Source organism: Streptomyces sp. NPDC042259 (assembly GCF_055582085.1).
The window spans coordinates 15,864-42,636 of record NZ_JBVJDW010000021.1 but is presented as its reverse complement, the minus strand read 5'-3'; the positions used below and the strand labels follow the sequence as shown (position 1 = coordinate 42,636).

Sequence of the window (26,773 nt, the reverse complement as noted above, 5' to 3'; positions counted from 1 at the left end):
CGCTGTGCGCGTCCGCTGTGCGATGGACCTTCAGTTACGGCGCGTGGCCCAACGGTCGTACGTGCACAGCCCGTGCGGGCTGCGCTCGTACAGCGTGCGCCTCCTGCATGACGAGCACCTGCTCACCTTGCTGCTCACTTTACGGGAGTGGGTTCCGCGAGACGATGTGGCCTCGTGGATCACCGAGCGCACCGGGGTGTCCCGGGAGGTCGCCGAGCGAGAGACCGACCGCCTGCTGAACCTCGGCGTGCTCGTCGGAGAAGACACCCCCGGCCAACGGCACCTCTTCGCCGGCCGGGAGCTGTGGCACGCGTACGGCTGGGCCGACGCCTTCGGCTACCAGGCAGCCACCGACGCGATTCCGCGCGTGGATTACAGCGCCCAGGATGGCCAGCGGCACGACGTGGCTCTCATGCGGGACTACACCCGCGAGGAGGAGCCACCACCGCTCCACATGCCTCCGGTAGCCGACCGCGTCATCTCCCTTCCTCCGCCCCGCACGGCCGTGGGCATCCCGATTGCCGACATCCTGGATTCTCCGGGACGACCCACGTTCGGCGCGTCGTCGCCACGCACCGTCCAGGACCTCGTGCAGGTCCTTTGGTTTGGTGCCGGAAAGGTGGGCACGAAGAAGCTTCCGGTCACCGGAGAGCACATCCGCAAGGCGAGTCCGTCGGGCGGCAGCCGGCACCCCACTGAGGCGTACGTCCTGGCCCTTGACATCGAGGGGCTCGACCGGGGGATGTACCACTATTCCGTCAAGGAACATGCCCTCGAATGTGTAGCGGAGGGGATCGACACGGAATGGGTTGAGAAGAAGGTAATAGGCGTTTCCCGTTGGGACATGGCATCCCCGTCGGCCGTGCTGATCCTGACGAGCCGCGCCGAACTCAGCATGTACAGATACCGGGAAAGCCATTCGTACCGCGTTCTTCACTATGATGCCGGACACGTCCTTGAAACGATGGCGATGGTGGCCTCGGGAATGGGCTGGCGAACCTTGCGCGCCTTCTCGATGAACGAGTCGGCAGTGGCACAAGCACTGGGCAATGACCGATTGCTAAACCCCGCCCTGGCCTTCATGGCACTCGCGTAGGAAGGGAACAGATGGAAGTCATGGCGTCATACACCCTCAATGAATTGATGAGGGTTCGGCTTGAGGAACCGCTCGTGTGTGACCTCCTACTGGAGGGCACATCCGTCCGTCTGCCTGATGTGCGGCTCCTTACCTTCCTCGGCCGGCTTACGGAGCCACGGAGCGAGGAAGAGCTAACCGAGTTGTGCGAGGAGGTCGCAGGATGGGAGCGGGAGCGGTGCCGGGCGGTAGTGGCCAAGCTCATCTCGTCCGGAGTGCTGAGGGATGCTTCCTTTGAGCACCCGCTCCTCGAAGAGGCGAAGCGCTGGCAGAAGTACGGGTGGCTCGACGCGCTCATCCTCCACTGCCGCACAGAGGGGCAGCCCTACGGCGATGTGGCGGACGCCGCACGCCCGAACGACCCCGACGCTGTTCTGCGGGAACGCATGGCACAGTACGGTACACCGTCCTTTTGGAAGCATGTCGACACCGACGTGCGCCTTCCGCTGCCCGAGCCGGATCCGTACCCCGAGCGTGATCTCGGTGAGGTCCTGCTGGCGCGCCGTACCCATGTCCCGTGGTCCGAGCGGATCATGACATCCGCCCTGATGAGCCGGGTGCTGCGGGATGCGAACCGCCCGCTCGTGGAACTGCGCAGGCGGGCCGAGCAGGAGTACCTGAGTCGTCCCTCCGTGCTACTGGAGAACACCTATGGGGACATCGAGACTTACATCGCTGCCTTTGACGTCCAAGGCGTCGAGCCCGGTCTCTACCACTACGACCCGGACGGCCACCGACTCTGTCTGGTCCGGCGGGGCCTGCTCAGAGAAGATGTTCGCAGCGCGTTCAGCGGCCAGGAGAGAGCGGGCGGGGGCTCGTTCGCCCTGCTGATGTCCGTGGTGTGGGAGCGTCACATGTTCCGGTACGCGCATGACGCGCGGGCATATCGGACAGTGATGACGATCCTCGGCCAGTTCGCCCAGCGCTACCTAGTGGCCCTGACGGCGCTGGGGTTCACGACGTTCCCCACGCCCGCGCATCTACCGGAATCGGTGGACGGTCTGCTCGGCACACAGCGCTTCGAGGAGTCGGGCGTCTATCTGGTCGCAGCCGGTTAGGAGCGGAGCCGATGAGCGTGGCGGAAGTTGTGGACGAGGATTCGCCCGCAGAGTGGTTCGTCCAGGCGGCGCTGGGTTTCCACCGGACCAGCACCTTCGGAAACTTCCCCGAGCCGAGACCCGCCGGTCTGCTGCCCGGGGCGGGGCCGGAGGCGCCGAACGGCGCGGACGGTCCGGATACCCGTACCTCCGGCCAGGATGGTCTGGAGGAACTGGTACGGGTGACCGCAGGGCGCCGTTCCAGCCGGGAGAGAGCCGGCAGGCTGGAGGGCAGGTTGCTGGAACGGGCGCTCGGGGCGGCTCTCGCGCCGGATCCGGGCTCCGGCCGGTACCCCTACCCCAGTGCCGGGGGCTGCTACGCGGTGTCCCTGGACGTCATCGTGCAGGACGTCGACGGCATGACTCCCGCTGTGTATGCGTGGAGTTCCGGCGGCACCCTCGTGCCCCGGAAGGACGGGGACGGGCCCAGCGCCGATGTGCCCGGGATCCTCAGAACCACGGTCATCCGCCCGGCGGAGGCCCGCGCGCTGCTGATGCTGACCGCCGATATGGAGGTCTACGGAGCCCGGTACGGGGAACGGGGATACCGCTACGCGCTGCTGGAAGCGGGGCACATGGGGCAAAATCTCACCCTCGCCCTGCATCTCCTGGGTGTCGCGAACTGCCCGGTGGGCGGTTTCCTCGACGACCGTGTGTCCCTTCTGCTCCACCCGGACCAGCCGCTCCGGCTGCCCTTGTACGGGGTGGTGCTGCCATGACGGCGACCGGCCGCGCAGCACACCACCGCGGTCCGGCCTCCGGCGCGGAGGCGGTGCCCTGGAGCCTCGCGCTCCCCGTGTCACCGTGCGAGACGTGCCGCTCGTTATGGAAGGCGGAACGGAACGTCTTGAGGAAGGGGCTTCCCGGGGCCGGTCATGGTGAGTCGGCGCAGCCGACAACGAGCCACGGCCGCCCCGCCGTTGGGAGCACGCCCGCGGTCCTGCACCCGTCCTGTCCCCGGCATCCGGGCGATACCTACGACCGGGCCGGCGTTCAGACGGAGACCGCCGAGCCGGACAGCGACACGCTGCCCGATGGGCCGCTACTGGGTCAGCAGGTCGTCCATGACGCGGGAGTTGGGCTGTGGCTGTCGGATGTCGTCCTGACCGTGCCCCGTGGTACTCGCGGTCATCTGGCTGTGGTCGGCGGCGGCGCCGCCAATACGCCCGAGGAGGCCCTGACGGTGGGCTGGGTGGAGGCGCTGGAGCGCCGGTGCACCTTGGGGCGGCCCCGGGAGCGGACCCGTTTCACGGTACGCCCGGCGGGAGCCGGGCATGCCGTGCCAGGGAAGGCCGACGGCACGCCGCGCTGGTGGGTGTCGGCGCACAACATACGTGACGGACAGACCACCTGGCTGCCTCTCGACCGTACGGTGGTCGACTCGCAGCGCCGCCACCCCGGCCCCGGCGTACGGACGGATTCCACTGGGATGGCAGCCCACCCGCTCAGGGAGTCGGCCCTGTTCCGCGGCGCCCGCGAGCAATTGGAACGGACCGCGCTGTACGTGTGGTGGACCGACCGGGGAAGCCGCCGGTGCGCCGGACACAGCGCGCTTGCGCGTGCCTGGTTACGCGGGGGCGGCCAGGCCCTGCCCGCCAGCTCCGTGGAGGTGTGGCACATCCGTCGGAGCGGCTGGTACGTGGCTGGCTGTCTCGTCCTCACACCGGGGCGTGGCCGAAGCGCCATGGCGGCATTTGGAAGCGGCGCAGCGGTCGATGTCGGGACTGCGGTTCGTGATGCCTGCCGGGAGGCGTACCAGATGCACACAACGCCCCCTATCTCGATCACCTCAGCGGGCGGCGCCAGGTTCGGCCCGGCCACTGGGCATACGCCGGTGACCAGCGACTTCGGTGCGCGATTCCGCCGGGCGTTTCCGGTTGACGACTCGTGCGTGCCGGGCGGCGAGCTCGCGGCGGTGGACCCGTCCAGCGGCGGCCGCGGTGGCGACCGGCCGGAGGGCGCATCGCTTCACTCGGTGCTTGACGGTCTCGGGGCCCTCACGGCGTACTGCGACTTTGGTGATCAACTCACCGACGCCCTGGGGCTGCATGTTGTGCGCGTGGTTCAGCCGGGGGCACGGCATTTCTCCCCCGTGTGCCGTTCCGCCGAGGGCGGACTGACGCCCGAGTTCCTGGGGGGCGTGGCATGACCACCACGCGAACAGGGGAGCACCTGCGGGATCTATGGACACTGCCGGGCACCGGTGCGCTCATCCATTGGGACGGTCGCTGGCTCGTCGATGTCGCCGGACGCGGTGGCGCCCGTGGCGTCGTGCTCAGGAACAGCGCGCTTTGGCGACTCATCGGCGCGCTGGCTGGGCGGCCGGTGGCCGACCGTGCCGATGTGGAGCAGCTGGCGCTCGAGGCCGGAGTGCCGGACTCCGCCGTCGCTGGCTGTCTTGCCTCGCTGGAGACCGCCGGACTGCTTGGTCCAGCGGAGCCGACCGGGGCTGGCAGCTACGAATCGCCGGCACTGCGGGACTGGGACCTGGCGAATATGGCGGCGCCGGTCGACTATCGCGATCCTGGCCTCACTGGCGACGACATCGCGCTCATGGGGTCGTACGCCCGTGAGGAGCGGCCCCCGTCGGCACTACCCGACCTTCCGCAGGCCGCGCCCCGGGTGCGGCTGCCCCATCCGCTCATCGACCACGGCGGGCATCCGCTGGAGGCGCTCGGCGGGGTGCTGTATCTCGCTCATGCCGTCGTCGACGATGCCGCGATCGGACCTCTGCCGCGCAGCAGAAGAGTGCCGCCGTCCCACGGCGCGGCACACCCCTTCGACCTCTCCGTCGCCTGCCACTGGGCCGACGGCTTTCTCTCGGTGCACGCGTACGACCCGGATCGTCACGAGCTGGTGGCGCTCACCGACGACGAGCGGCCGGATGTCACCGCTTTGGGGCGTGCCCTGGCGCGGGATTCTCTCCTGGCGCCCGGCGACGCCGTGGTCACAGTGCACCTGGCGGTCCGCCGGGTGCAGTGGCGCTACCGCACCAGTGCCGCGTACCCCACCGTCCTCCTCGATCTGGGCCATCTGCTGGAGGTGATGCGCGCCGCCGCCGAACGGTACGGCGATACGGCGCACGAGGTGGCCACATCCGTGGGAGGGCCCATCAGTTCCTGGCTTCCCGGGACGATCCTCGCGGCGCGCATACTGCGTGCCGCCGTCCGTGGGGGGAGCTGAGTGGTGGGGGCATCGGCAAGGGACAGCGGGGCGGTGGCGGCCCTACGTCGTGCGGAGCTGGCGTTGCGCGAGGGCCGCGACGAGGCTGAGGCGGCGGTGGTAGCACTGGCCGAGGTTGCGGGACCGGTACTGAGCCGCAGCACCCTGGACGCCCTCCGCCAGGGGATCGGCTCCGGCCGGTGGCGCCCGGCGTGGGACGACGGCTTCCGCACTGTCCGGATGGTGTCGCAGCCGTGGATCGTGGCGGTACCAGATCCTGCGGGTACGCCGCTGCCCCGCTTGGTGTGGACCGAGCCATGGCCGGAGGGCGCGCGGGACGTCACGTGGGCGCGTCGGCAGGTGCCGTTGGCGACGGCCCGGCTCTACGGCTACGTGGCTGAGCCGGATCCGGCCGAACTACTGGTGGCGCGGCGGCTGCGGTATCCCAGGCGGTCTGAGCTGCTGCATCCGCTAGGGCGCCTGGCTCTCTCCCCGTGCGGCAGTGCTCATGGCTGCATCTGCTGCCCAGGAACCGAGCTGCTGGTCGCGCATCCGGACGGTGAGGCTAGGCCCGAGTGGGCGCGATGGATCGCCCTGGCGGGTTCGCTCGGCAGGGAGGGGGCCCTGCACAGGGCCCGGCAGACCTCCCGGAGCGGCTCGGCCGCCGACAGGAGTCAGGCTGTAGTGCTGACCGGGCTGACCGCAGCCTGGCTGCACCTGTCGACGGGTGGGTTCCCGGACGCGCCCGCCGCGATCCCGTGCTGTGGAGTTTCGAGCGGCGCGGCTCTGCGGACTGAACTGAGCCGGGCCCACGAGCAGACACTCTCTGCGTGGCGATCGTACGTCGGGGCGGAGCTGTCCCAGGCCCTTCCCCATCAGCTGCGAGACGGAACGCGGTTGCTGCTGAGACATGCCGTCGATGTTCTCAAGGAGCCAGGCGGCACGAGGCGTTTCGGTGACTGGCTCCAACAGGCCGCGCGGCGGGCCCTGTCCGGTGGCCCGCAGGAGACCACGATGAAGGAGGAGAGGTGAGCATGGCGGAACAGCGACCGGAGATCCGTCTCCCACATGGTCGGGTGCTCGTCGTGGTGACAGGGGCCCTTCCGGCGGCCTTCATACCGAGCTGGATTCTCTGTCTGCGCGAGTGGTACCCGTGGGACATACGGGTGTGTGTCACCCATGCCGCGACCCGGCTGGTATCGGCCGATGCTCTGGCCACGACCAGCGGTCATCCGGTACTGGGACCGGACTGGCACCCCGGCATGGGACGGGTCGATCACCGTGAGGCCGCCGAATGGGCCGAAGCCGTCCTGGTCCTGCCCGCGACCGCCAACTGGATAGCGAAGCACGCGCACGGAATCACCGACTCGCTAGCCCTCGCCGTCACGGCGTTCACCGCTGCGCCGGTCGTTGTGGCACCGTCCCTCGGGCCGCTGGAGGACAGGCCCGCCACCCGGCGGAACCTGGTGACACTCCGGCAGGACGGCATCCACCTGGTGCCTACGGGCAGCGGTGTCTCGGCGCACAGCGGGACGCGGGAGAACGGTGCTATGCCCTCAATCAACGCGGTTCTGGGCGTCCTGGCGCGGGTCGCTTCGGCGGGCGGGGGCACGCAGCGGTGCGCGTCGTGAGAAGTGCCAGGGACAGCGGGCGGCCCGGGGCGGAGAGGGCCGTGCCAAGGCTCGGCGCCGTTCAGGAGTCGCTGCTCGTCCCGCTGTACGCACGGGCGCTGGAGACTCGCAGCGGCAGTGGTCTGCTAAACGACCCGTACGCGGTGCATGTGGTGTCCCGGCTCGACTACGACTTCGGCCGGCTGGACGGCATCAGGAATGTCTTCGGCGTGAACCTGCGTACGCTCGTCCTAGACAGCTGGGCCCGGGAGTTCATGGGTCAGTCGCCCGGAGGCACGGTGGTGGAACTCGGAGCCGGACTCACCACGCGTTTCGAGCGGGTGGACGACGGACGGGTGCACTGGCTCGATGTGGACCTCCCCGATGTGATCAGTCTGCGCAGGAGGTTCTTCCCGGACACCGGCCGCCGCCGGGCGCTGGCGCTATCGGTCACCGACCCCTCCTGGCCAGTACGGGTGGCGCGGCTGCCGCCGCCGTATCTGCTGATCGCCGAAGCCGTCCTCGCCTTCCTTCCCGAGGACGGCGTAAGGCGGGTCTTCACGCTGGCGTGCGAAGGGCTCCCGGGCTCGGCTCTCGCGGTGGACACCGTGGGGCGGGAGTTGGCTGCGGAGCAGAACGATCCGGAGGTGCTGGGGCGGCTGTCCGCACAGGTCCACTGGCACACCGATGATCCGCGGTCGCCGGAGCGTTGGAATCGGGGCATACGGCTGGAATGTTCCACGCACTTCGGATGTCTCCCTCCGGCGGTGGCCACGAGGCTTAGCCCGGAGCACCGCTGGGCCGTCGCCGCATACAGCGAGCGGGCGCCGGAGCGGACACAGGCCTATCGGATCAATCGCTACCGGTGCGACGGCCCGCGGGGCCGGCGGACTGCGGCGGACAGTGGGGGCTCTGCCCTGGTGGGGCCGCCGGACGGCGCGGCTCCACTCGCACCGTAAGGAGGGTCGTCGTGTTATCTACCTGGGGCTATCCCCCCATGCGGGGCTACCGGCGGCTGCTGGTCGCGGTGGCGGTCGACACCCTGGGCACCGGGACATGGATGCCTGTGTCCCTGTTCTATTTTCTGAGAAGCACTCCCCTGTCACTCGTGGAAGTGGGGCTCGCTTTGTCGGTCGCCTCACTGCTGGCGCTGCCGCTGACGGCTGTGGCGGGACAGTGCGTCGACCGCTACGGGGCCAAGCGGGTGCTCCAGGCGGGCAACATTCTGCAGATGGTGGGTTTCGCCGCGCATCCCTTCGCCGACTCGTTCGCCGGGGTCACGCTGGTGGCCGGTTTGGCGGCCGTGGGGCGGGCGGCGTTCTGGACCTCCTTCGGCCCGCTCGTGGCGGGCGCGAGCCCACCGGGAGAGCGGGAGCGGTGGTTCGGGTTCCTTGGGGCGGTCCGCAACGCGGGTTTCGCCGTCGGCGCCCTGCTCGGTGGTGCGGCCGTGTCCTTGGACCATGCCGTGGCCTTTCAAGTTGTTGTGATGTTGAACGCCCTCTCCTTCCTGGTGTCCTTCCTCGTCATGGCGGGTGTGCGCAGCACCAGCCAACCGTCGGCAGCCCTTCACGGGGACGGCGGCGGGTGGCGGACGGTGCTGGGTGACCGGGGCTACCGATGGCTGCTCGCGTACGCCTTCTGCTCGGCGCTGGCAAGTATGGCGTTCGCGGTGGCCGTGCCCTTCCATGTGGTGGAGCAAGTGGGCCTCCCCGGCTGGCTCTCGGGAGCGGTTCTTGTCGTCAACACCCTACTGATCAGCCTGGGGCAGGGGCACTTGATCACCGCGATGACCGGTACGGTGCGGTCCCTGCTTCTGGCGGTGGCCGCCTGGCTGGTGGCGGGCTCTTATGCCGTGTTCTGGGCGGTAGGGATGCTGGGGACGACGGCGGGTGTGGTTCTCGTCCTGCTGGCCGCGGTGGTGTTCACCGTCGGAGAGATGACAGTGGATCCGGTACTGGACGCCCTCGCTGCGGAGACCCCGCCGCTTGAGCTGCGAGGCCGGTACCTGGCCGTTTTCCAGTTGACCTCGGCTGTGGCCACGGCTGTCGCTCCCGCGTTGTACGGCTGGCTGCTGGGGGCAGGGGGCGCCGCGCTGTGGGGGACGCTCATCATGGTCGCTTTGGCAGGGGCCGCGTGCTGTGGGCCCTTGCACCGCTCCCTACCTCGTGCGGCGACGCGGATAACCAATGCCGTGGAGCCGGACGAGGCCACGCCAGTGAGGGACACATGAGCGCGGTACCGGGGCAGGAAGAGACGGGTTGTATGGGGCGCGCTGCCGGGCGGTGGCGGTGCCCGTGCGGACGCCGCCGCAGTAAGAAGCCGTCCGTCCGGGCGTATTTCGGAGAAGCGGGATGTCGTACAGCCCGGCCGCCATAGGCCGACGGGGCCGCTGATTCTATCCGAGGCGTTTCGTAGGCCTCGCCGTGTGATCCGACCGGAGGTGCACCACCATGGCAGGAGCCAGGAACGGCGTTTTCGCTGAGAAGATACCCCCCTATCTGCGGCAGAAGGTCTCCGAGGGAAGGAGCAGGGGGGAGGATCTGTCCTTCCTGGATTTACAGTACGTCGTAGACCCTGCGGAAGCAGTGGACCGGTCCCATGAGGTCGCCCGGCACTATCAGTCCGAGGTGCACACGACGTTCGAGGGCGTGGAACTGGCAGGTGTCGAGAAGCTGTACCGCAGGACTCTTCTGGTCGAGCCCACGACGGTGTGCGCCGCGCACTGCCGGTGGTGCATCCGCGGGCAGTACCAGACTCGGACCCTGTCCACCGAGGAACTGGAGCGCATCGCCCGTTACAGCGGTTCCGCGCCCGAGAACGCCGAGGTGCGCGAAGTTCTGGTGACCGGAGGTGATCCGCTGATCCTCGTCGACCGTCTGGACTTCCTCCTCGACGCGATCGAGCGGCACGCGCCCCAAGTCGAGGTCGTACGCATCGGGACCCGGGTGCCTCTCCAAGACCCCCGGCGCGTCGATGCGCGCATGATCCGCGCGCTGCGTCCCCGCACGACGTTCCGGGTCGAGATCGCCACCCATATCAATCACCCGGGGGAGCTGTTCCCGGAGGTGCGGCAGGCATACGCAGACCTTCAGTCGGGCGGTGTCCGGATCTACGACCAGACGGTACTCCTGCGCGGCGTCAACGACGATCTGCCGACGCTGGTGGCCCTCTACGACGAGCTGCGTCATCTCGACATCGAGCCGCACTACCTGTTCCATTGCGCTCCGATCCGGGGCATGGATCACCACCGGACCTCGATCGCGCGAGGCCTGGACCTCTTCCGCAGGCTGGTGGCCTCCGGTTCGACGTCCGGGAGGGCGAAGCCCCAGTACACGCTGATGACCGACGTGGGAAAGATTTCCCTGTACGAGGGCTCGCTCATCGCCCGGGACGGCGACCGGGTCCTGGTCCAGACCGGCTACTCCTTCGAGGACCGCAGGAACTGGGTGCCCGGGTGGTCGCTCCCGGACTCGGCGCGGGTCGATGAGAACGGATTTCTCCAAGTCTGGTACCTGGACAGCGACGGCGGAAGAGAGGAGGTGTGATGCCGCGGCTCTGGCTGGGGAACCTGTACACCGACTCCCTGATCGACCGGGTGGGTCTCCTCCCTGAGGAGGAATGCCGTGGTATCGCCTTCGTTCTGAATCGGCTGGCCTGGATGCTGAAGGACGGTGATGCCATCGTGGTGCCCCGTCCCATTCCCGAGGATTTCCTCACCTACGTAGCGCGCCACACGGGCCTGAATTTATCGAGCATCCACGTCGTGAGCCCGGGTAGTGGCCTTCTCACGCAGGACCAGCTCCACAGCGAGCAGATACTGGGCCCCCTGCGGAGTCTGGTCGGCCCGGGGTGGGAGTTCCGGCCCTTCGTCCACGACCGTGGGGCAGAGGCCTTCGCCCGAGCGGTCGGTCTGAGCGACGGCGGCGCGCCCTCGTTCCTGTCGGAGGGCGGTGCTGAACTCTTCAACAGCAAAGTCGCCTTCCGGGCGCTCGCGGCCGGGGCGGGCTTCGCGATCCCCGCGGGCATGCCGTGCCGCACCGTGGCCGACCTCACGCACATGGTGAACCGGCTGTTGGAAAGCACCACCGCAGTGATCATCAAGCAGGACCGCGCGGTCGCCGGCCATGGGAACCTCGTCGTGACCACCGACCCCAGTCTCCAGGCCACCGGAGCCGTGTCGAAGGCCGTCCTCACCCATCCGGGAGACCTGCCAAACGTGCTAGCCGCCGCCGGCCCCGCCTTCGCCGGCGCTTTCCACGGCGACCTGGTCGTTGAGGAGTTCATTCCCTCGTGCCGATCGATCTATGTCGAGGTCAACTGCCCCGGGGGCAGCATCGCGCCGTCCATCGTGAACTCCGGTGAACTACGCATGGGTGAAGATCCCCCGACCCTCATCGGTCTCACGCTGCCCCAGCGGTCAGTTCCCGAGAGCCTGTGGAAGGAATTCTCGACGGAGGCACTGCGGCTGGCGCTCCTGATGCAGCAGTGCGGATACGTGGGCCTGGCCAGCATCGACGCGGTGGTGTCACCGACGGGGGAGGTGTGGTTCAACGAGGTCAACGCCCGGCTCGGGGGAAGCACTCATCTGCAGAGCATCGCCGAGACCCTGGTCGGGCTGGACTGGGCCGACAGTCATGTCTTGCTAAGCCGCAGCGGCGTCCACGCCCTACCGTTCCGCTCCCTCGTCCCGCTTCTTGAGACGAACGGGCTCGCTTGGGATGCCGTGACCCGTCGGGGCATCGCCATCTGCTCGGACGACACCGGGGACAACGGCACCGTCGAGTACGTCGTCCTGGCGCCTACCTGGGAGGAAGGGCTCTCCCTAGAGAGCGGGCTGGGACGGGCCCTGGCCTCCGCGTGGGGCAGCCCCGCCATGCCTGACAATTCGCTTTTCCGGGAGAGACCCAATGTCATACCGTGACCTGGTCAGCTGGCACATGGCTGTCTGGTCGTTCACCGTCGCCGCAAGCCGACTGCCGGTGGCGATGGCACCGCTGGCGTTCATGTTCCTGGCGCGGGAGACGTCCGGCGGGTACGCGTCCGGAGCGGTCATGGCTGCCGCGTACACGGCGGCGGAGGCAGTCGCAGCGCCGCTGCTAGGGCTCCGCTTACGGACCCGCCCATTCCGGAGAGAGATCGCCGCAGGGATCGTCGTCAGTGCGGTGGGCTTCGCCGTGCTCGCCCTGGTGCCCGGCGCTCCGTTCGCCTTGGCCGCCTCGCTGGCGGCGGTGGCCGGAGCGGCGAGTGCCGCAGTGCCGGGGGCACTGCGCACTATGGTGGTGGACTTGGTCCCCAGCAGGGCTCTGAACTCCGCGCTCAGCTGGGAGTCGTCGCTGAACATGGCGGTGTGGGCGGTCTCACCGGCGCTGGTGGCGGCGACCACGGTGCACTGGTCGGCGACCGTGCCGTTCGCCGTCGCCGCCGCGGCGACAGCGGCGGGCGCGGTCTGCGTATTCCTAATCCCGGAGAAGACCGGGCGGGTGGACCCCGACAGCGTGCCGCGGGACACCGCCGCACAACTGGGCTCCGTATGGCGAATCTACCTCACCAGTGCCGCCGCTATGTATCTGCTGGCGACGGTCGAACTCGCCCTGCCCGCGCTGCTCGAACAGCGAAACATGCCCGTCTCGTACAGCGGGCCGCTCCTCACGGGGTTCGCTCTGGCCAGCATCCTCGGTGGGCTTGTCTACGGGGTGCGGACCTGGCCGGGAGGGCCCGAGCGACACAGCACCCTGCTATTGGGCGCGACGATCGCGGCGGCGGCAGTGTTCGCCGTGGTCCCGGCGCTCGGTGCCATGGCCGCCCTGCTACTGACGGCGGGCGTCTGCCAGGCCATGGTGCTGATTGCCCGAAACATGTCCCTACAGCGGGCCTTGCCTGTCGATCTGCACCCCGTCGGCTACTCCCTCCAGTACGCCGGCAGCGGCATCGGCTACGGGATCAGCGCGGCCGTCACCGGTGTCCTCCTCTCCCATGTCCGGCCCTCCACCACTGTGCTAGTCACCGCTGCGGTGGCGCTCGCGCTTACCGCTGTCACATTCGCGCGCCGTTCACGGTACAAGCCGGCGGACGGGGCTGGCGTGCCGACCGGCCGCCGACCGGTCGAAGCCCGGCTCCCTGGGAGCCAGAGTGGGCCGCGTCAGCCGAGTCCGTGAATGGTCTGCGGGCGTCCGTGACTGGAGCCGCAGACCATGCACACAACAGTGCGCCACCGGCTGGGCTGCCGGTGGTGCACCGTTGATGACGGCTACCCGCACTGCGCGGCGGGCAGTCGCCTATTGATCAGTGTGCGCGGTGGCCCCAGGACTCGGTGTCGATGACGCGGCCGTGGTCGTTGCGGAGGGTCGCGGTGTCGCGGTAGTTGTCCCAGACGTAGGCGCGGCGGTTCTGGTAGACGTCGCGGACGGTGTCGCGGCCGATGCCGGTGTGGACGCGGACCTTCTGGTGGCCGGCCAGGCGCAGGTGACCGAATCGATAGCTGTGCCGGTCGGCGTCCTTCAGGGTCCAGCCCTTCAGGTTCACCGCGTGGCGGCTCGTGTTGACGACCTCGACCCACTCGGCGTTGAGGCTCCAGTTGCTGCGGTCGTCCTTGCCGGGGCTGTCGTACTGGACCTTCCCGATCACGACCGGCGAGGTCGCACGGAATGGGTCGGCATGGGCGGCGGCGGTCGCGGGGAGGACGGTGGTGGCGAGGGCCGCGCCGCACGCGACGGCGGTAGCAGCGATACGGGCGATAACAGCTGAAGACATAACAAACCCTTGCTTCCAGGGCGCAGCCCAGTAGGGCGCGCCCGTTGATGAGGACCCCGGCGAAGCGCCGAGAACCCTCACTGTGCGCCACCTGGCCCCCCAAAGTTGAAAGTCTCACCACCTGTTACATGAGGTGGACATTCACACCACCTGACGGCGCCCCGCGCACACGCCCCAGCGCACACCACCCGCCCCGCGCTACACCTCGCGACTCCAGCACGCCGCAGGGCACATGTTCCTCGCCAGGCGCCTGAAGGGGCGGATTGTGGCCGGACTCGGCAACCGTCTCCGGCCGGCCGGGGGCTGTTCCCGTGTCGCGCGCGCGGAGGGGAAGCGGGCAGCACGGCGGGGTGCCGGGGGAATATGACGGGGTGCCTGAGCTGCTGTGGGATGACGTGAAGTGCTTCTTCGACCCCGACCTGATGGGGTCGCTGCCGGAGGTGCGTGTCCCCGACGCCTCGGTGGAGGACTGGCAGGCGGTCCTCGACCTCGTCACCGCGAGGGGCTGGAAGTGTCGGTACTCCGAGGGCGGTGCCGTGATGCCGGTACCCGCAGCAGAGGCGGTGCTGTCCCGCCCGGCTGGGGCCGAGTGCGCGGAGTTGCGGGTCTGGCCGGCGGCCGGGGTGCTGGCGATCTTCCGCTTCTACGCGCCGGAGGAGGTCAGCTTCGATGCCGACCTGCGGGAGCTGCAAGGGCAGGAGCGGCTCGAAGTCTTCTGCGGCTTTCTGCGGGCGATCGGGCGGCGGCTGGGCAAGCCGGTGCGGATGGATCCGGAAGGCGACTACGGGTATCCGGTGCTCGGATTCGACGTGACGACCGGCCAGGTCGGGCTGCTGGCCGAGCCGTGGCGACCTGCCTGCCGCTGACCGCGGTCCGTCGAGGCGGCCGTCGCCCGGCGTTAGCGAAGAGGAGCCGGCCCGGTGGGGCCAGGAGGGTGCTGTGCCCGCCGGTGAGGCCCTCTTGCAGGACGCCCACCTTGGCTCCGGCCTCGCCGACGCGGCGTTCTGGCCCTCCGGGACGGTCGTCCTGACGAATCGTTACACCACCGACCCACCCGAATGTGATGTGCGTCACTCAAGTGTTCGGGGCCGGGGTGGCCTTAGGCGAGCGGGTGCATATATATGCAGGTGGGGCATGTGGTGTAGACCTGTCAGGTCTGTGCCGATTCAACGATCACTCGCGAACCCGCGGGCCGCCGGAATTTCTCCCGGGGGCGGTTGAGCGACAGGCGGCAGAAATCACTTAAGTGGGATCCGGGGGACCAACCCGCTTCCCGTGCAGGCCACTTGAGCTGGCCGCGCCTTGAGTGAACGGATGACGAGAACGGATGAGCACCACGTTCGACACGGACCGCCTCACGCGGCCCGGGCACACGGCGGCGCCGCCGCCGGCAGTCCCCAGCGACACACCGGCCGGGCTGTGCGGCGGAGCACCCGTATGACGGGTGACGACGACTTCTACGACGCCCTGTCCGACGCGTTCGCCGGCCCCAGCCGACCGGTGGACGCCCTGGCGCAGCTCCCGCTGGACTTCCAGGCCTTCTACATCGGGCACATCAAGCTCTACCTCGATTACGCAGAAGCCCAGCTCGGCGACGCCCGCAGTGCCATAGAGCTGGTGCACCAAGTGTTCTCCGAGATCCAGGACGCCTGGCAGGCGCTGCTGGGAGAGGGGAATTTCGAGAAGGCCGCCTGGGCGATCCTGCGGCAGGCGATCGGGCTGCAGCTCAAGGCCGAGGACCGCCGCCCGTCCTTCATCGCGGACGGGGCCGTCGCCCGGGCCCTGCGGGCCAGCCAGGACCAGTTCAAGATCATGGAAAGCAGCCGCGGCCTGTTCACCGCGATAGCGGACCTGCCCCCCAAACAGTTCGACGTCATCGTCCTGCGCCACGTCCTGGGCTACCCCACCAGCAGAATCGCCTGGTTCATGGGCCTGAGCGAAAGCGTCGTGGACTACCACGGCCGCAACGCCAAAGAACGCCTGCGCGTCCAGCTCGGCATCCCCGGCACACCCCCACGCTCGCCCTCTGGCAAGGAGAGGAACAAGAAGTGACCCCCGCCAGCATCGACGACCTCATGACCGACGTCGCCGTGCCGACGACCGCAGCCCACGCCTTCGACCCAGCCGCCGGACTGCGCCGCCTGGCAGCCGAAGCCGCCCGCCCCCGCCGCGCCCCCGAACTCGCCCAGGCCCGCCTCTCCCGCCAGCGCCTCGGCGTGGTCTGCCGCTGGGTCCTCCACGAGCCCAACGCCGCCGCCCACGTCGACCGGCTGGCACGCGGCCAGTCATCCCCCAGCCCCCAGCGCGCCGAGGACTTCCTCGACATCGAGGGCGCCCTGGTCTTCGCCTGCCTGCTGCACCTGACCGGCCACTGCGACAGCGCCCAGTTCTGGTGGCAGCTCGCCGCCGGCGCGGGCCTGCGCGCCGCGGACTACTGCCTGCACCTGCACCACGCCGGCCGCGGTGAGCTCCGCGAGGCCCAGCACTGGTTCAACCAGGCCAACCGTGAGCCGACGGAGGCCGGGGCACCGCCCGTCGACGGCCTGTTCAACCTGCTGTCGGTCTTCACCCAGTACGTCCGCCGGCACGGCAGCAACGCCAGCGGCGTCCCCACCAAATCCCTGGAGGCCGAGGTCGACCGCCTCGCCTCCAGCGGCGGCTGCGGCATCGTCAGCCGGCCCGACCGCCGCCTGGCGGCCGAGCTGTACGAGTTCACTGGCCGCCGCTGACCAAACCACCGGCTGACGAGCACCACCGCCCTGCCAGCCACACGAGCCCCGGTTCGCAGCCGCCACAGAACCACCTGCCGATGATCACGCCATGGACGGCCACGCCCGTCCGCCTGCGGCAACAGGGGCTCAATCCGCTCCCACACCACGTCCGCCACCTCACCTCGACCTGTCACAAGATCAATTATCAGACCGGCTATAGAGTCCTCCCTGTGGCGAATCATCAGGACGAGACCAGGGCGGCCTACGACGGAGTCGTCGAGCTGTACGCATCGCTGTTCGCAGACCGGCTGGAGACACAACCGTTTGCCCGGGCCATGATCGGCACCTTCGCCGAACTGGTGCGCGCGACGGGCAACCTGCGGGCAGCTGACGTCGGGTGCGGGCCCGGACATCTGACGGCCATGCTGCACGAACTAGGCCTGGACGCCTTCGGACTCGATCTCTCCCCCGGCATGGTCGACCACGCCCAGCGGGCCCATCCGGCGCTGCGCTTCCAGGAGGCGCGGATGGAGTCCCTGCCGATCGAGGACGGTGTGCTCGGCGGCGTACTGGCCCACTACTCGATGATCCACACCCCTCCGGGGGAACTGCCGGAGCTGCTCGCCGAGCAGGTACGCGTCCTGGCGCCGGGTGGCCTGCTCCTGGTGTCCTTCTTCGGGACCGACGGACCGGAGCCGGTCCGGTTCGACCACAAGGTGGCGCCTGCCTACAGCTGGCCGGCGGACCGCCTCGCCGAACTGCTGGCCGATGCCGGGCTCGTTCCCTTCGCCCGGCTGCTCCACGATCCGGCCTCCGAACGGGGCTTCCTCGACGCCCACCTGCTGGCCCGCCGTTCGTAGGTCCTGCCCGGCAATACCCGCCGGACGGTCGGAGCGCCTCCGGACTGCCGGCTCGGCGGACGCTCGCTGATCCGACGGGAATTGTCAGACAGGCCCTAGTCCTCGCCGACCTGCACCAAGTGGAAGTTGTCCGCGCTGGTATTGCCCGACGAGAGAACAGACACCGGAACGCGCTTGACGTTGACCAGGTTGAGAATGTCGACGGCGTGTGCCGGCGCGGTGACCGCCAGCAGGGCGCCGCACGCGGCAGCCACAGTGAGAATGCACGAGCTCATCTTCAGCATGTCCTACGTAACGACTGGATGATTCGTTGGTTACCTACGGCGCTTGCCCGCCTTGCAGGTATGCCCACGCAGTTTCAGTAGTAGGGCAGGACGTTGGAGATGGGCTCGCGGTAGTGGCCGTAGTGCGGCCCGCCACCGACGTTGAGGTCCAGGCCGAAGTCAAGGAGACCGAGGACGTTGGCGTTGACATCGGCGTCAATCAAACCGCCGAGGTACCCGGGGTACCACGGGTACCCAGTGCCGGCACGGCTGCCAAGATCGTCGGCGAATCCCCCGGAGCCTGCGGCAAGAACGACGCCCGCAGCGGCCACCAGCACAGCAACCCTCTTCGCGATCGACACTCCGCGCTCCCTCCTGAAACAGCCACCCCGTCAACTACCGAGCATGACCCAGCGCAAGGGCGTGCGACGAGGGCGCACAGCCACACTTGGCATGCCCGGCTCAGAAACAGGCAAGAGGCGTGGCGCACCCCGCGCCGCCTCCGGCACGCTCCCCGGACATGCTCCCCGCGCCCTGTCGCAGCGCCGGCCGACGACGGTACGTCAGGCCTCGTCGGCAGGCTCGGCAGGCGTCGCGGTCAGGTGACGGCCAGCCGATGAGCTCGGGGTCGGCCCGGACGACGGCGTTGGGGCGCCACTCGCGGCATCGGGGTGACGGTGAGCATTCGCCGGTGGCCCCGGGTTTCCCGCGGCCCTGGGATCCGTCGGCCCTCGACTCCGGCGAAAGTGCACTCGCTGGTCCCTGACCGTCTGCGCCCCGAGCATCACCCGCGCGCTTCCTCGGGGATTCAGGGGGCGGGGGTGTAGGTGAGGGGGGTGTCGGGACAGGATGCGACGAGCTCTTGCAGGGTGGTGTGCTCGTTCTCGTCGACGGTCAGGTGCCAGCGGAGTTTGGTGGCGGTCCAGTCCTCGAGGTAGCGGCAGTGGGAGGGCTGGTGCGGGGGCATCCAGGTCGCCGGGTCCTGGTCGGCCTTGGAGCGGTTGGAGCGGGCGGTGACCGCGGCCAGGGACCGGTCGGCGTCGAGGTCGTTGGCGTAGGCCTGGCGGCGCTCGGCGCTCCAGGCGGACGCGCCGGAGTCCCAGGCTTCGGCGAGGGGGACCATGTGGTCGATGTCGACGTTGCCCGCCCCGAGCACCTCGGTGTCGTCATACCAGGAGTACCAGCGCCCGCCCGTGATCTTGCACCCCGGCCCCACCTCGGGGGCTTCCACGGCTTCGGCGATGAGGACCTCGGCACGGGTGTGGCACCCGTCCCGGTCGGCGTCCACCCAGTGCCGGAAGGCAGTGCGCTGATAGCCCTCACGGGCTTCGGCGGCGACCGGCAGTGAGGCGACCGCCTCGTGCAGCCCGACGGTCTCCGCCTGCGCCGGGGTGGCGGCGGTCAGCGGCAGCACGGCGACAGCACAGGCGGCCAGTACGTGCAGGGCCTTGATCAGCATGCGGCGATTCCCCATCCCTCGATCCACGAATGTGCCTCCGGGATAGGGCCACCTGCCGGGCCAGCGCGCGCTTCTTGGGACGGTGTCATCCCTTCGGGCATCGGAAACCACCTGTGCGAGCGGCGGCACCGGTCGGCCAGTCCGCACTCCCGCTGCGCACGGGGCCGTCGTGGGGGTGCTGGGTGCGTGGGCGGAATCGGCCACGCCTGGAGAGGGAATCGGCCACTCCTCCCGTGTGGCTGGGCCACGTGAGGCCCGTGGTGCCAGCTTCGTCGTCATCACCGCCCGGGCAACGGGCATACGGGGAAAGGGATTTGGCGCGTGAAGATCAGAAACGCGGCGGCTGCCGCTACAGGATTCGCTTTACTGGGTACCGCGCTGGCCGGGACCGCGCAGGCCACACCGACGGCAGAGGATCTGACGTTGAGCGTCAGCCAGAGCCCGGCCCTGAGCACCGCGGACGCGGCGGCCGCCGCGTGCCGGCCCGGGCTCAGCCGGACACACTCGTGCCAGGTGGTCAACGCCAGCGTCACGGTACGGCGGAACGGGACCCCGGTCGGTGAGGCGAGGTTCACGATCTCGCACCAGATGGCCCTGCAGGTCAAGTCCCACAAGTGGGAAGAGACCATCAGCGTCAGCAAGGCCCAGATCATCAGCAACGCCACCGGGATCCACATGGGCCTGAACGTCTCCTGCGGCAACCCCTGCTCGACCAGCAACAAGTTCCCCCAGGGCCGCACCCTGGGCGCGCCGGTGTCCGGGAAGATCGGTTACACCGACAGCATCAAGGCGTTCAAGAGCCACGGCACCGCCTCCCGCTACGTGTACACCTTCACCAAGGCCGGCTACACCCCGGGCGGGTTCGCGTACTCCTCGGCGAGCTACCGGTGTGATGACACCTACGCCAAGAAGCCGGGCCAGCAGCGGGCCCGCCAGCGCCCGGGCTGTGTGTTCCCGCAGGTCGCCCCGACGCTGACCGACATGGCCGGCCTGCCGAACATCGGCCCCGGCATCAAGAAGATCCAGGCGCGCGGCGGCCACTACGGGCGGCCCGGCTCCGGGCACCCGCTGCACCACCTGACGGACAAGGCCAAGTCGAATGCGAACCGCAGGGCCGTGTGCGCGGGCAAGACCGCGCCTCCCGGGTCGGCCGGCCCCAGCTGCGACGAGTACCCCTTCGCCTCCACCCGCGAAGGCGGCACCGCGCTGCCCGCGGCCAGCCGGGGCATCACCTGGGTACCGGTCAGGGAGAACAACCGCCAGGGCGGAATGATCAACAAGTTCGAGCTGGGCAACCGGCTTCTTAACGGCGACGCGTTCTGGGTAAAGGTCTGACCCATGACCACCACACTCCGCGCCTACGCCTCCTACCACCAGGTCAACTTCTTCGAGACCGACGCCGAGGACGACCTCGAAGAGGACGGTCCCTCCGGCGGGAACGGGCTGGTGCGGGTCAACGCCGCCGGGGACTACGTCACGCTCCACACCGGCGTCCAGAACGGCTACATCCGCCTGGACTACGACGTCCTCGACGGCGAACCGCCGCTGGCAGACCAGGAGTGGGATGAGGTCGTCGACATCAGCGCCACCTTCTCGGCCCCCGGGGCGGGCATCACCTCCCCGGAGGACGACGGGGAGATCGCCGGCCTGCAAAGCGAAGGCGTGGAGTACGGCATCAGTCTTCCCGGTCCGCAGGACGAGCCGCGGTGGTGGCGGATGCGGTTCCACGCCCGGGGCCGGGACGACAGCCTCGACAATCCCATAGCCGGGGAAACCGTGGAGAGCACCGAGCAGTACCTGATCCTCGTGTGGCCCGCCGCGAAGGCCCCGGAGACCTGCCACAAAGTCACCGACCGGGCGGGGGAACTCTTCCGCACCGGCAACTGACCAAGCAGAGGACAGCGCCTCCTGCACCCCCTCAGCCCCTCCAGAGCAAAGGAGGAGCGAGACGGGTGCAGGAGGCGTCTTGCTGCGGGGTGAAGGCCCCTGCCAGCTCGAGGTCCGGCCAGGGCGCGGCACCGGCACCCGCGTGCTGCCCGGCCGAGGTGTCAGCTATGGGTCGTGGGCTCGGCCTTGCTCTGGTATTTGAGCCTGTCGAGGTGGACTGCCTCGGTCACGGCGACGCCCCACTCTGATCCGCTACCGCTACCGCGGCAGCAACATCCCGACCCCGTGGACACCACGACCGGCAGTCGCCAGCACCGGCAGCTGACCACGGCCAAGGCACGTGGAGCGCCCGTTGCGTGGAGACACGCACGGCGGGTGGGTCGGGGGTAACGGGCTGGTCGCATGGCCAGTACTGCGCCCCGGTCCGGCCCAGCCCAGTGTCGGGCGCAGAGTAGATGTCAGTGTGGCGCAGGGTTCTGTCAGCACCGAGAGGGCAGACCGGCCGACACCGTGATGCCGGGCGATTGCTGTGAGGGACTCCCGTGTGCTGCGGGGGACAGTAGTCTCAGTGTCCGGGGGCAACACATGTCGTCGGTTCTCGCGAACATCCTGATCGGACTGATCACTAGTCTCATTAGCGGCACGTCTGTGTGGTTGTGGCAGCGCGCTAAGTCAGCGCGTGTATGGCGCCGTCAGGCGGCATTCTTCGGTATCAGTCCAGGTCAGCCTGGCCTGATTATCTTGACTCACCATCACTCTTCACCATGGGTCACGTCCCACGATGATGTGTACGCGTTGCTTGAGGCAGCAGCCCTCGTAGAACAGGTGCGGGGGGAGGTCGCTGTGGAGGCGGCGAACGAGTTTCGAGGCAGCAACGGAAATCGCACCGAGTTCTGCATCGGTGGTCCCGATGCGAATGAGCGTTCTGCTGGTCATCTCGCCTATCACCTCCCTGGCGTCAGGTTTCTCCCGTTCAGCTCCCGCCCCGACGCCCTTGGGCTTGTGGTTGGGGACCGCGAGTTCTTGTGGGTACGCGGCGAGCGGGAGTACGCAGTCGTTGCTAAGTTCACTCTCCCCGGATCTCGCAGTCCGGTGTTTCTCATCTCTGGTCAGACGGGGAACACGAATCACGCGGCGGTGCACTTTCTCAGGCACCACTATCAGGAGCTGATGAAGACCCTGCCGTCCATCGATCGGTTCTGCCTGATCGTCCGGGTGTCGGTGCCGAACGTCTATGGACATGAGCTGGTCGAGCTTGAGCGCGATGTCACTGCCGAAGCGTTCGCTCCGTGAGCCAAGAGACGCCATGTGTAGATGCTTCACCTGCTTGACGGCCTCCCCGCATCCAAGCCAATCGCTTCGTCGTATGCGGCAAGTGTCCGGTAGAGGGTGGAGCGGCCGCCGCCGAGGTGCTCGGCGATTGCGGTGACGGGTTCGTTCGCGTCGCGGCGGTGCAGGGCGACGGCGAGCATGTCGGCGTCGACGGCCGGGGGCCGACCGCCGTGGTTGCCCGGTGGGTCTCGTCCGACAGGATGGTCGGGTTCAGGGGGTGAGGGGGTGTGGGGAAGGGGGTGCAGGAGCGCGGCCGCGCCGTCGCGCAGGAGCTGCTCGCCGGCGCGGCGACCGACCTCCTCGGGTTGTTGGAGCGGTCCGGTGGTGCTGGTCCGCACGAAGGTGTGGCCGTCCGGGGCGAACACGGCGGCGCCATGGTGACGGTGGTGTGGACGGAGGCTGCGGTCATGCAGTTGAACGAAGCCACAAAAGGGGTGGCCCGGACGCCGGCGGCGGCGTAGCCCCGGGCGTGGGCGGCCCTGTCAGCACTCAAAGGGGGCGTCGCACAGTACTCGGCGTCGAACGGGCCACCCTGGCAACGCTGCACGGCACGCTGGGCTGGAGCTCGGGCAGCATCGAGGGCGCTGTGAACCGCATCAAGGAGATCAAGAGACAACTCTACGGCCGAGCCGGATTCGAACTACTCCGCAAAATGATCCTGCTCCAGTAGCTCCGGCCTTTCGAGGTCAGAGTTCGGTCGTCCAGATCCCGACAGGGTGCTCACTCGGTGGCAGCCACAGCTGAGGCTGTGACTCTCGATGCCTCTCCTCAGCCTGTTCTTCCCAATGAAAGCGGTCATCCTGGTCGGGCCACGCAACTTGCAGCACGGGGAAAGGCGGCCGCCGGTAGAAGCTGATGGCCCGTCCGAAGAAGGTCCGGTACCAGCGGAGATCCACCTGCCTGAGCACGACGTGGCGGCCGTCGGCAACGCCAGAATGCCTCTGGCCGTCAGCCAGCACAGCGCCCGTGGCGGGCTTCTCTCCGAGCTTGTTGAGCAGGCGGTGCATGGCGTGGACATCGAGCCCGAACATGGCGAGTTCCGGCGCGCCGTGAGTGTGGGCGAGGCCGATCGTATAGGCGAATCCAGGACCGATCTCGTCCTCGGGAACCATCGCGATGTGCCATCCGTGCTGCTGCACATGCTCGATGATCGTCAGATCAGCGCGGTCCGCTTCGTCCCGGTCACCGTAGTCATGACAGAGGACGCAGCGGCACTGGAACGGATCATCAGTCATTCGCGGAGGCTACGCGGTGAGCGTTCGATTCAGGCAACCGGGGCTCGTGGCCACCCTCTTGATCGAACGACATCGTCACCTTCCGCGACCGCTCGTTGGGGCTGACCTCAGGATGCGCCGTGCGCTGACAAACGGCCGCGGAACGCTCCGCCGGCGACGTTGGGCTACGCGTGACGAAGGGTATGGAACTCGCAGAGGTCAGGATCGGTAGTGAATCGGTAGATGCGGGGCTTCTCCCGGCTACCGGTGACACCGAAGGAGAACCCGCCGTCGGTGTGCTGGAAGGTGCTGTTCCATACCTGCTTGCCGTCCGTGAAATCCAGCTCGAGGTCGTCGTCCATGCCGACGACCTCGTCCTTGGGCGTCAGCATCCAGGTGCCCGCGCCGCCGCCGGTGTGCTTCGGCTTCTTCGGGTAGTCGAACTCCGGCCAGTCGCTCGCGTGGAACGTCCCGTCGGCGCGGAGCGTGATGGTCCCGAACGGGTCGGCCTTGTAGCTGCCGACCATATCCTCGCTGGTGAGCCCGGCCGGCCGGTCCCCCTCATCACCGCATGCGAACACCCGGGCGCACCCGGTGCTCGTGACCGACACGGTGACTACCAGCGCGCATATCGTGCCCACTGCATACCAACGCATCCCAGCCACCTCAAAGCGCTTGAAAAAGCCCTGCAGGCCAAGCATCCCAGGGCCTCGCCTTCACAGGTCACCGGGGGTGCCCACCAGCGGTCGTCGTACCGCGCCAGGCCCGGGACATAGTCGCGGGGCGGGTCTGGCCGTCAGAGTCAGAGAGCGCAGTTCCTTGTCGCCGTGCCCGCGAGAGCAGGCCGCGGTCGACACCGACAGGACCACTGAGAGCAGCACCCCGCATGCTCGACCACCGCGCCACTGCCCCCTGCCTGTCCCGCACCCCCCCCCGCGTCGTGGGCCGTCGTTGCCTGCGCCGGCCGCGGTGAACACGGCTCGGCGTCGAGCCGACATCTGGCCGGGTGTCATCGGCAGGGCGCGCAGTGCTGTATGGCTCTGCCCACTTCGCAGAGCAGCGTTTCGACAGCAGTTCGGGAGGCAGGGGCCGTGCTGGATGTTCACGAGAATGGAGCGGCTCGATGAGCGGACGTCCGCCCGGGGAGGGCGGTGCGGCGGGGTGACGGGGACGTGTCGCAGAGGCGCGCACCCGGAGGCTGGGACGGTGACGATGACCTGCGGGCAGTGCGCCAGCCTGAGCTGCCGCCAGTGCTTCCCAACCCCGCCCCCACGAGACTCCCTGTGTACCGCGTGCGACCGCATGAGTACGCCGACTGCGGAGTGTGCGGCTGCGCCTCGGCGTGCGTCAGCTGCGGCGGGCCCCTGAGCACGACGCACTACGTGCACGCGGGCGGGGCCTGCTGGTGCTCGTGCGTGTGCTCGGCTCTGGTGATGGAGCGGGAGGCTGTTGACGTCGATGCCTGACGGCGCCGGACGCGGCGGTGCCCCGGAGGTCGTGCCCCCCCGGGGCACCGCGGCCGCCTTTCCGATGCCGGGGACACAGGCGCTGGCTCCGGGAGTAGGTGGCGCCCACCATCGCGCCGCCGCCGAGTGCCTCCCATCACGCGGCATTGCACCCGCAGTCCCGGGAACGCCCCTGTCACTCCTTGGCGACCCAGCCCCCGAGGTTGTTCACGTTGGTGGCCGCCGCGTGCCGCATCGCCTCCGGGGAGCCCAACATGCTGGGCGGCAGGTACCCGGACCGGACGCCGAGCTCCCATCCGTGGACCTGGACGGCAAGGGCAGCCAAGGCAAGGGGGCCCAGCGGCAGAAGGGTCCGGGGGGCGGGGGCAGGTCCCGCGCTGTTCCGGTGCTCGGTGAGCCGGGCCACGAGGGCCTGCTCGAAGGCGTGCTGGTCGTCGTCAAGAAGTACGCGAAGAAGACGCTGGTCCGGGGCAAGCGGGCCGGCCATGTCCAGCTGGCGGGCGGCCTTGGCGCGCTCCTCAGGGCTGGGCTTGCGCAGGGGCACGGTGGGCCAGTCGCGGGGCAGGTGCCCGTCCGCCTCGGTCAGGTACCGGCACAGTGCGTCCATCGCCGCGAGGTCCGCCGGGTCGGACGTCGAGGTCAGCTTCGAGTACGGCACCCCGTCACGGATCGCGGGCGCGCAGCCATCTCTCAGCACCAGACCGGTCGCTCGCTGCCAGTCCCACACCAGGCCGCTGACCAGGCATGCCTCGAACGTGTCGAGCCACGTCCTGGCGGTGGGGGCCTGCGTGACGACGCCCCCCAAAGCAATGTCCTCGCTGCTGAGGCCCTCGCCGATGAGCGAAAAGTTGATCTCATGGTCGCCATTGGGCCAACAGCCGACATCCAGCACGCCCATGGAGCACTCCGCCGCGGTCCGCAGCACGGTGCGCGCCGCCTCGTCGAGCGCGAGGTCTTCCACCGTGCGGGCGGCGACGTGGTCGAGGAGCTCGTCACGCATCTCCTGCAGCTTCTCCGGGGACGGATCGTCGTAATACATCCCGTGCCACCGCCGCCGGATGCGTCCGCTGATGTCGTCGAGCGCCAGGGCTATGTGCCCGTCACTGATCTTATGGCGTGTCACTTCCTGCACGGCTACCGTCCCCTCGTGATCTTCACAGCCGGAGCCGGCACGCTACCAACGGGCTCTGACACTGCTCATCCAGACGCTGGGGGCGATGGCGAAAGTCAGGTTGTCCCGCAGCCAGGAGAAGGCCGCTCCCCGCGGCGGCGGGCCGCGAGGACAGCGTCAGGTGACGCGACGTAGATGTTGCGGAGGGTGCCCGGCCAGGCCTCGGTGAACCCGCGGTTCGAGAAGAATGCCGTGCGGCCCGTGGGCATCGGCGTATTCGGCCAGCAGCCCGATCCCGGTGGCCCCGTTCTCCTGGGCCTGGCGCGCGAACTCGGACATCAGCGCGCGGCCGGCCCCTGCTCGACGGTGCCTCTCAGCCACGGAGAAGAAGCCGACCCACGCGTGCGGGCGGGGAAGACCCAGCTCGTCCAACGGATGTCCGGGGTCGTGCAGGTGGCCCTCCAGCTGGCCGACGATTAGCCGTCCCGGGCCACGGCCACCAGCGTGGTGAACACCTGCCCGTTGCGGAAGTCGGTCCTCGGAGCCGTCCGAAAGCCACTCGCGGCGAGCACATCAGCATCGGCCAAGGCCAGGTCCACGGCAGTGATCACATGATCAGAATAGAGACCGTCCGAACCGCGTTCTTCAGGTCGTACCGCTCGTTGAGCAAGACGTGACGACACTGCCTATGCTCGCCGCCACGTTGCTCCTTGAGG

The 26,773-nt window shown here is 68.8% G+C and carries 29 protein-coding genes and 1 pseudogene; 19 read left to right on the top strand and 11 right to left on the bottom strand.

All coding sequences use genetic code 11. The features are described 5' to 3' along the window. The first annotated feature begins 94 nt into the window (after positions 1-94). The 11 genes from ACZ6MA_RS33095 to ACZ6MA_RS33045 all read left to right on the top strand — a co-directional run bounded on the left by ACZ6MA_RS33095 (position 95) and on the right by ACZ6MA_RS33045 (position 13,159). Positions 95-1,096 (top strand): SagB/ThcOx family dehydrogenase, encoded by a 1,002-nt coding sequence (locus ACZ6MA_RS33095; RefSeq protein WP_469438525.1) that lies wholly within the window; start codon positions 95-97, stop codon positions 1,094-1,096. Between the two features lie 11 nt (positions 1,097-1,107). Beyond that, positions 1,108-2,193 (top strand): SagB/ThcOx family dehydrogenase, encoded by a 1,086-nt coding sequence (locus ACZ6MA_RS33090; RefSeq protein WP_469438523.1) that lies wholly within the window; start codon positions 1,108-1,110, stop codon positions 2,191-2,193. A gap of 11 nt (positions 2,194-2,204) precedes the next feature. Beyond that, positions 2,205-2,951, top strand: a complete 747-nt coding sequence (locus ACZ6MA_RS33085; RefSeq protein ID WP_469438521.1) for a SagB/ThcOx family dehydrogenase — start codon at positions 2,205-2,207, stop codon at positions 2,949-2,951. 389 nt (positions 2,952-3,340) lie between these two features. Further along, the gene (locus ACZ6MA_RS33080) at positions 3,341-4,381 is read left to right on the top strand and encodes a YcaO-like family protein (RefSeq protein WP_469438566.1); all 1,041 of its coding nucleotides are present in this window, start codon (positions 3,341-3,343) and stop codon (positions 4,379-4,381) included. Next, positions 4,378-5,415, top strand: coding sequence for a nitroreductase family protein (locus ACZ6MA_RS33075; protein ID WP_469438520.1), 1,038 nt, complete (start codon positions 4,378-4,380; stop codon positions 5,413-5,415). The genes ACZ6MA_RS33080 and ACZ6MA_RS33075 overlap by 4 nt, the downstream gene beginning before the upstream one ends. A 1,013-nt stretch (positions 5,416-6,428) precedes the next feature. Further along, positions 6,429-7,025, top strand: a complete 597-nt coding sequence (locus ACZ6MA_RS33070) for a flavoprotein (RefSeq protein ID WP_469438517.1) — start codon at positions 6,429-6,431, stop codon at positions 7,023-7,025. A gap of 41 nt (positions 7,026-7,066) precedes the next feature. After that, positions 7,067-7,963 (top strand): class I SAM-dependent methyltransferase, encoded by an 897-nt coding sequence (locus ACZ6MA_RS33065; protein WP_469438516.1) that lies wholly within the window; start codon positions 7,067-7,069, stop codon positions 7,961-7,963. 11 nt (positions 7,964-7,974) lie between these two features. Beyond that, complete coding sequence (locus ACZ6MA_RS33060; RefSeq protein WP_469438514.1) at positions 7,975-9,234, top strand: MFS transporter; 1,260 nt, start codon at positions 7,975-7,977, stop codon at positions 9,232-9,234. 355 nt (positions 9,235-9,589) lie between these two features. Continuing rightward, a complete protein-coding gene (locus ACZ6MA_RS33055; RefSeq protein WP_469438513.1) occupies positions 9,590-10,549 on the top strand; it encodes a radical SAM protein in 960 nt (319 codons plus the stop codon). Further along, complete coding sequence (locus tag ACZ6MA_RS33050; RefSeq protein ID WP_469438511.1) at positions 10,549-11,925, top strand: preATP grasp domain-containing protein; 1,377 nt, start codon at positions 10,549-10,551, stop codon at positions 11,923-11,925. Before ACZ6MA_RS33055 ends, ACZ6MA_RS33050 begins: the two co-directional genes overlap by 1 nt. Then, positions 11,912-13,159, top strand: a complete 1,248-nt coding sequence (locus ACZ6MA_RS33045) for an MFS transporter (protein ID WP_469438510.1) — start codon at positions 11,912-11,914, stop codon at positions 13,157-13,159. Before ACZ6MA_RS33050 ends, ACZ6MA_RS33045 begins: the two co-directional genes overlap by 14 nt. A 127-nt stretch (positions 13,160-13,286) precedes the next feature. Here ACZ6MA_RS33045 and ACZ6MA_RS33040 read toward each other — a convergent pair whose 3' ends face one another. Continuing rightward, positions 13,287-13,754: a lamin tail domain-containing protein gene (locus ACZ6MA_RS33040; RefSeq protein WP_469438508.1), complete on the bottom strand. Its 468-nt coding sequence runs from the start codon at positions 13,752-13,754 to the stop codon at positions 13,287-13,289. 371 nt (positions 13,755-14,125) lie between these two features. On the opposite strand from ACZ6MA_RS33040, the gene ACZ6MA_RS33035 reads away from it, so the two are divergent. The 3 genes from ACZ6MA_RS33035 (at position 14,126) to ACZ6MA_RS33025 (ending at position 16,483) form a co-directional block, all read left to right on the top strand. Beyond that, entirely contained in the window at positions 14,126-14,620 is a 495-nt protein-coding gene (locus tag ACZ6MA_RS33035; RefSeq protein WP_469438506.1) for a hypothetical protein, read from the top strand. 571 nt (positions 14,621-15,191) lie between these two features. Continuing rightward, the gene (locus tag ACZ6MA_RS33030) at positions 15,192-15,806 is read left to right on the top strand and encodes a sigma-70 family RNA polymerase sigma factor (protein WP_356459195.1); all 615 of its coding nucleotides are present in this window, start codon (positions 15,192-15,194) and stop codon (positions 15,804-15,806) included. Beyond that, on the top strand, positions 15,803-16,483 hold the full coding sequence (locus ACZ6MA_RS33025) for a hypothetical protein (RefSeq protein ID WP_469438505.1): 681 nt from the start codon (positions 15,803-15,805) through the stop codon (positions 16,481-16,483). The genes ACZ6MA_RS33030 and ACZ6MA_RS33025 overlap by 4 nt, the downstream gene beginning before the upstream one ends. Before the next feature lie 44 nt (positions 16,484-16,527). Here the strand turns inward: ACZ6MA_RS33025 and ACZ6MA_RS33020 are convergent. Further along, positions 16,528-16,659: pseudogene (locus ACZ6MA_RS33020) on the bottom strand (transposase); the annotation flags it as partial. A 36-nt stretch (positions 16,660-16,695) separates the two neighbouring features. On the opposite strand from ACZ6MA_RS33020, the gene ACZ6MA_RS33015 reads away from it, so the two are divergent. Next, entirely contained in the window at positions 16,696-17,325 is a 630-nt protein-coding gene (locus ACZ6MA_RS33015) for a class I SAM-dependent methyltransferase (RefSeq protein ID WP_189176668.1), read from the top strand. Positions 17,326-17,420: 95 nt separating this feature from the next. Here ACZ6MA_RS33015 and ACZ6MA_RS33010 read toward each other — a convergent pair whose 3' ends face one another. From ACZ6MA_RS33010 to ACZ6MA_RS33000, 3 genes are all read right to left on the bottom strand, one after another. Then, a complete protein-coding gene (locus ACZ6MA_RS33010; RefSeq protein ID WP_469438503.1) occupies positions 17,421-17,609 on the bottom strand; it encodes a hypothetical protein in 189 nt (62 codons plus the stop codon). A gap of 74 nt (positions 17,610-17,683) precedes the next feature. Next, a complete protein-coding gene (locus ACZ6MA_RS33005) occupies positions 17,684-17,812 on the bottom strand; it encodes a hypothetical protein (protein ID WP_469438501.1) in 129 nt (42 codons plus the stop codon). A 584-nt stretch (positions 17,813-18,396) separates the two neighbouring features. Further along, positions 18,397-19,047 (bottom strand): HNH endonuclease family protein, encoded by a 651-nt coding sequence (locus ACZ6MA_RS33000; protein WP_469438565.1) that lies wholly within the window; start codon positions 19,045-19,047, stop codon positions 18,397-18,399. Positions 19,048-19,470: 423 nt separating this feature from the next. Between ACZ6MA_RS33000 and ACZ6MA_RS32995 the strand changes: the two genes are divergently transcribed. The 3 genes from ACZ6MA_RS32995 (at position 19,471) to ACZ6MA_RS32985 (ending at position 22,227) form a co-directional block, all read left to right on the top strand. Continuing rightward, a complete protein-coding gene (locus ACZ6MA_RS32995; RefSeq protein WP_469438500.1) occupies positions 19,471-20,382 on the top strand; it encodes a NucA/NucB deoxyribonuclease domain-containing protein in 912 nt (303 codons plus the stop codon). A 3-nt stretch (positions 20,383-20,385) separates the two neighbouring features. Then, positions 20,386-20,934, top strand: a complete 549-nt coding sequence (locus ACZ6MA_RS32990; protein ID WP_469438498.1) for a hypothetical protein — start codon at positions 20,386-20,388, stop codon at positions 20,932-20,934. An 843-nt stretch (positions 20,935-21,777) separates the two neighbouring features. Then, positions 21,778-22,227, top strand: a complete 450-nt coding sequence (locus tag ACZ6MA_RS32985; protein ID WP_469438497.1) for a hypothetical protein — start codon at positions 21,778-21,780, stop codon at positions 22,225-22,227. 26 nt (positions 22,228-22,253) lie between these two features. On the opposite strand, the gene ACZ6MA_RS32980 is transcribed toward ACZ6MA_RS32985, so the two are convergent. Continuing rightward, positions 22,254-22,604 (bottom strand): helix-turn-helix domain-containing protein, encoded by a 351-nt coding sequence (locus ACZ6MA_RS32980; protein WP_469438563.1) that lies wholly within the window; start codon positions 22,602-22,604, stop codon positions 22,254-22,256. Between ACZ6MA_RS32980 and ACZ6MA_RS32975 the strand changes: the two genes are divergently transcribed. Then, the gene (locus ACZ6MA_RS32975; protein ID WP_469438573.1) at positions 22,494-22,727 is read left to right on the top strand and encodes a hypothetical protein; all 234 of its coding nucleotides are present in this window, start codon (positions 22,494-22,496) and stop codon (positions 22,725-22,727) included. The genes ACZ6MA_RS32980 and ACZ6MA_RS32975 overlap by 111 nt on opposite strands. A 225-nt stretch (positions 22,728-22,952) precedes the next feature. Here the strand turns inward: ACZ6MA_RS32975 and ACZ6MA_RS32970 are convergent, their stop codons facing one another. From ACZ6MA_RS32970 to ACZ6MA_RS32950, 5 genes are all read right to left on the bottom strand, one after another. Beyond that, the gene (locus tag ACZ6MA_RS32970) at positions 22,953-23,501 is read right to left on the bottom strand and encodes a DUF4262 domain-containing protein (protein ID WP_469438495.1); all 549 of its coding nucleotides are present in this window, start codon (positions 23,499-23,501) and stop codon (positions 22,953-22,955) included. 164 nt (positions 23,502-23,665) lie between these two features. Further along, positions 23,666-24,181, bottom strand: coding sequence for a hypothetical protein (locus ACZ6MA_RS32965; protein WP_469438493.1), 516 nt, complete (start codon positions 24,179-24,181; stop codon positions 23,666-23,668). A gap of 940 nt (positions 24,182-25,121) precedes the next feature. Next, positions 25,122-26,078 (bottom strand): immunity 49 family protein, encoded by a 957-nt coding sequence (locus ACZ6MA_RS32960; protein WP_469438492.1) that lies wholly within the window; start codon positions 26,076-26,078, stop codon positions 25,122-25,124. A gap of 156 nt (positions 26,079-26,234) precedes the next feature. Continuing rightward, a complete protein-coding gene (locus ACZ6MA_RS32955; protein ID WP_469438491.1) occupies positions 26,235-26,489 on the bottom strand; it encodes a GNAT family N-acetyltransferase in 255 nt (84 codons plus the stop codon). A 44-nt stretch (positions 26,490-26,533) separates the two neighbouring features. Then, positions 26,534-26,668 (bottom strand): hypothetical protein, encoded by a 135-nt coding sequence (locus ACZ6MA_RS32950; protein ID WP_469438489.1) that lies wholly within the window; start codon positions 26,666-26,668, stop codon positions 26,534-26,536. Positions 26,669-26,773 lie beyond the last annotated feature (105 nt).

What these genes read in the sequence shown, in the direction of transcription:
- ACZ6MA_RS33030 (WP_356459195.1), top strand. Translation starts at nt 15,192, where the DNA reads ATGACGGGTGACGACGACTTCTACGACGCCCTGTCCGACGCGTTCGCC.
- ACZ6MA_RS33090 (WP_469438523.1), top strand. Translation starts at nt 1,108, where the DNA reads ATGGAAGTCATGGCGTCATACACCCTCAATGAATTGATGAGGGTTCGG.
- ACZ6MA_RS32970 (WP_469438495.1), bottom strand. Translation starts at nt 23,501, where the DNA reads ATGACTGATGATCCGTTCCAGTGCCGCTGCGTCCTCTGTCATGACTAC.
- ACZ6MA_RS32990 (WP_469438498.1), top strand. Translation starts at nt 20,386, where the DNA reads ATGACCACCACACTCCGCGCCTACGCCTCCTACCACCAGGTCAACTTC.
- ACZ6MA_RS33045 (WP_469438510.1), top strand. Translation starts at nt 11,912, where the DNA reads ATGTCATACCGTGACCTGGTCAGCTGGCACATGGCTGTCTGGTCGTTC.
- ACZ6MA_RS33000 (WP_469438565.1), bottom strand. Translation starts at nt 19,047, where the DNA reads ATGCTGATCAAGGCCCTGCACGTACTGGCCGCCTGTGCTGTCGCCGTG.
- ACZ6MA_RS33040 (WP_469438508.1), bottom strand. Translation starts at nt 13,754, where the DNA reads ATGTCTTCAGCTGTTATCGCCCGTATCGCTGCTACCGCCGTCGCGTGC.
- ACZ6MA_RS33085 (WP_469438521.1), top strand. Translation starts at nt 2,205, where the DNA reads ATGAGCGTGGCGGAAGTTGTGGACGAGGATTCGCCCGCAGAGTGGTTC.
- ACZ6MA_RS33070 (WP_469438517.1), top strand. Translation starts at nt 6,429, where the DNA reads ATGGCGGAACAGCGACCGGAGATCCGTCTCCCACATGGTCGGGTGCTC.
- ACZ6MA_RS32965 (WP_469438493.1), bottom strand. Translation starts at nt 24,181, where the DNA reads ATGCTTGGCCTGCAGGGCTTTTTCAAGCGCTTTGAGGTGGCTGGGATG.
- ACZ6MA_RS33050 (WP_469438511.1), top strand. Translation starts at nt 10,549, where the DNA reads ATGCCGCGGCTCTGGCTGGGGAACCTGTACACCGACTCCCTGATCGAC.
- ACZ6MA_RS33075 (WP_469438520.1), top strand. Translation starts at nt 4,378, where the DNA reads ATGACCACCACGCGAACAGGGGAGCACCTGCGGGATCTATGGACACTG.
- ACZ6MA_RS33010 (WP_469438503.1), bottom strand. Translation starts at nt 17,609, where the DNA reads ATGCTGAAGATGAGCTCGTGCATTCTCACTGTGGCTGCCGCGTGCGGC.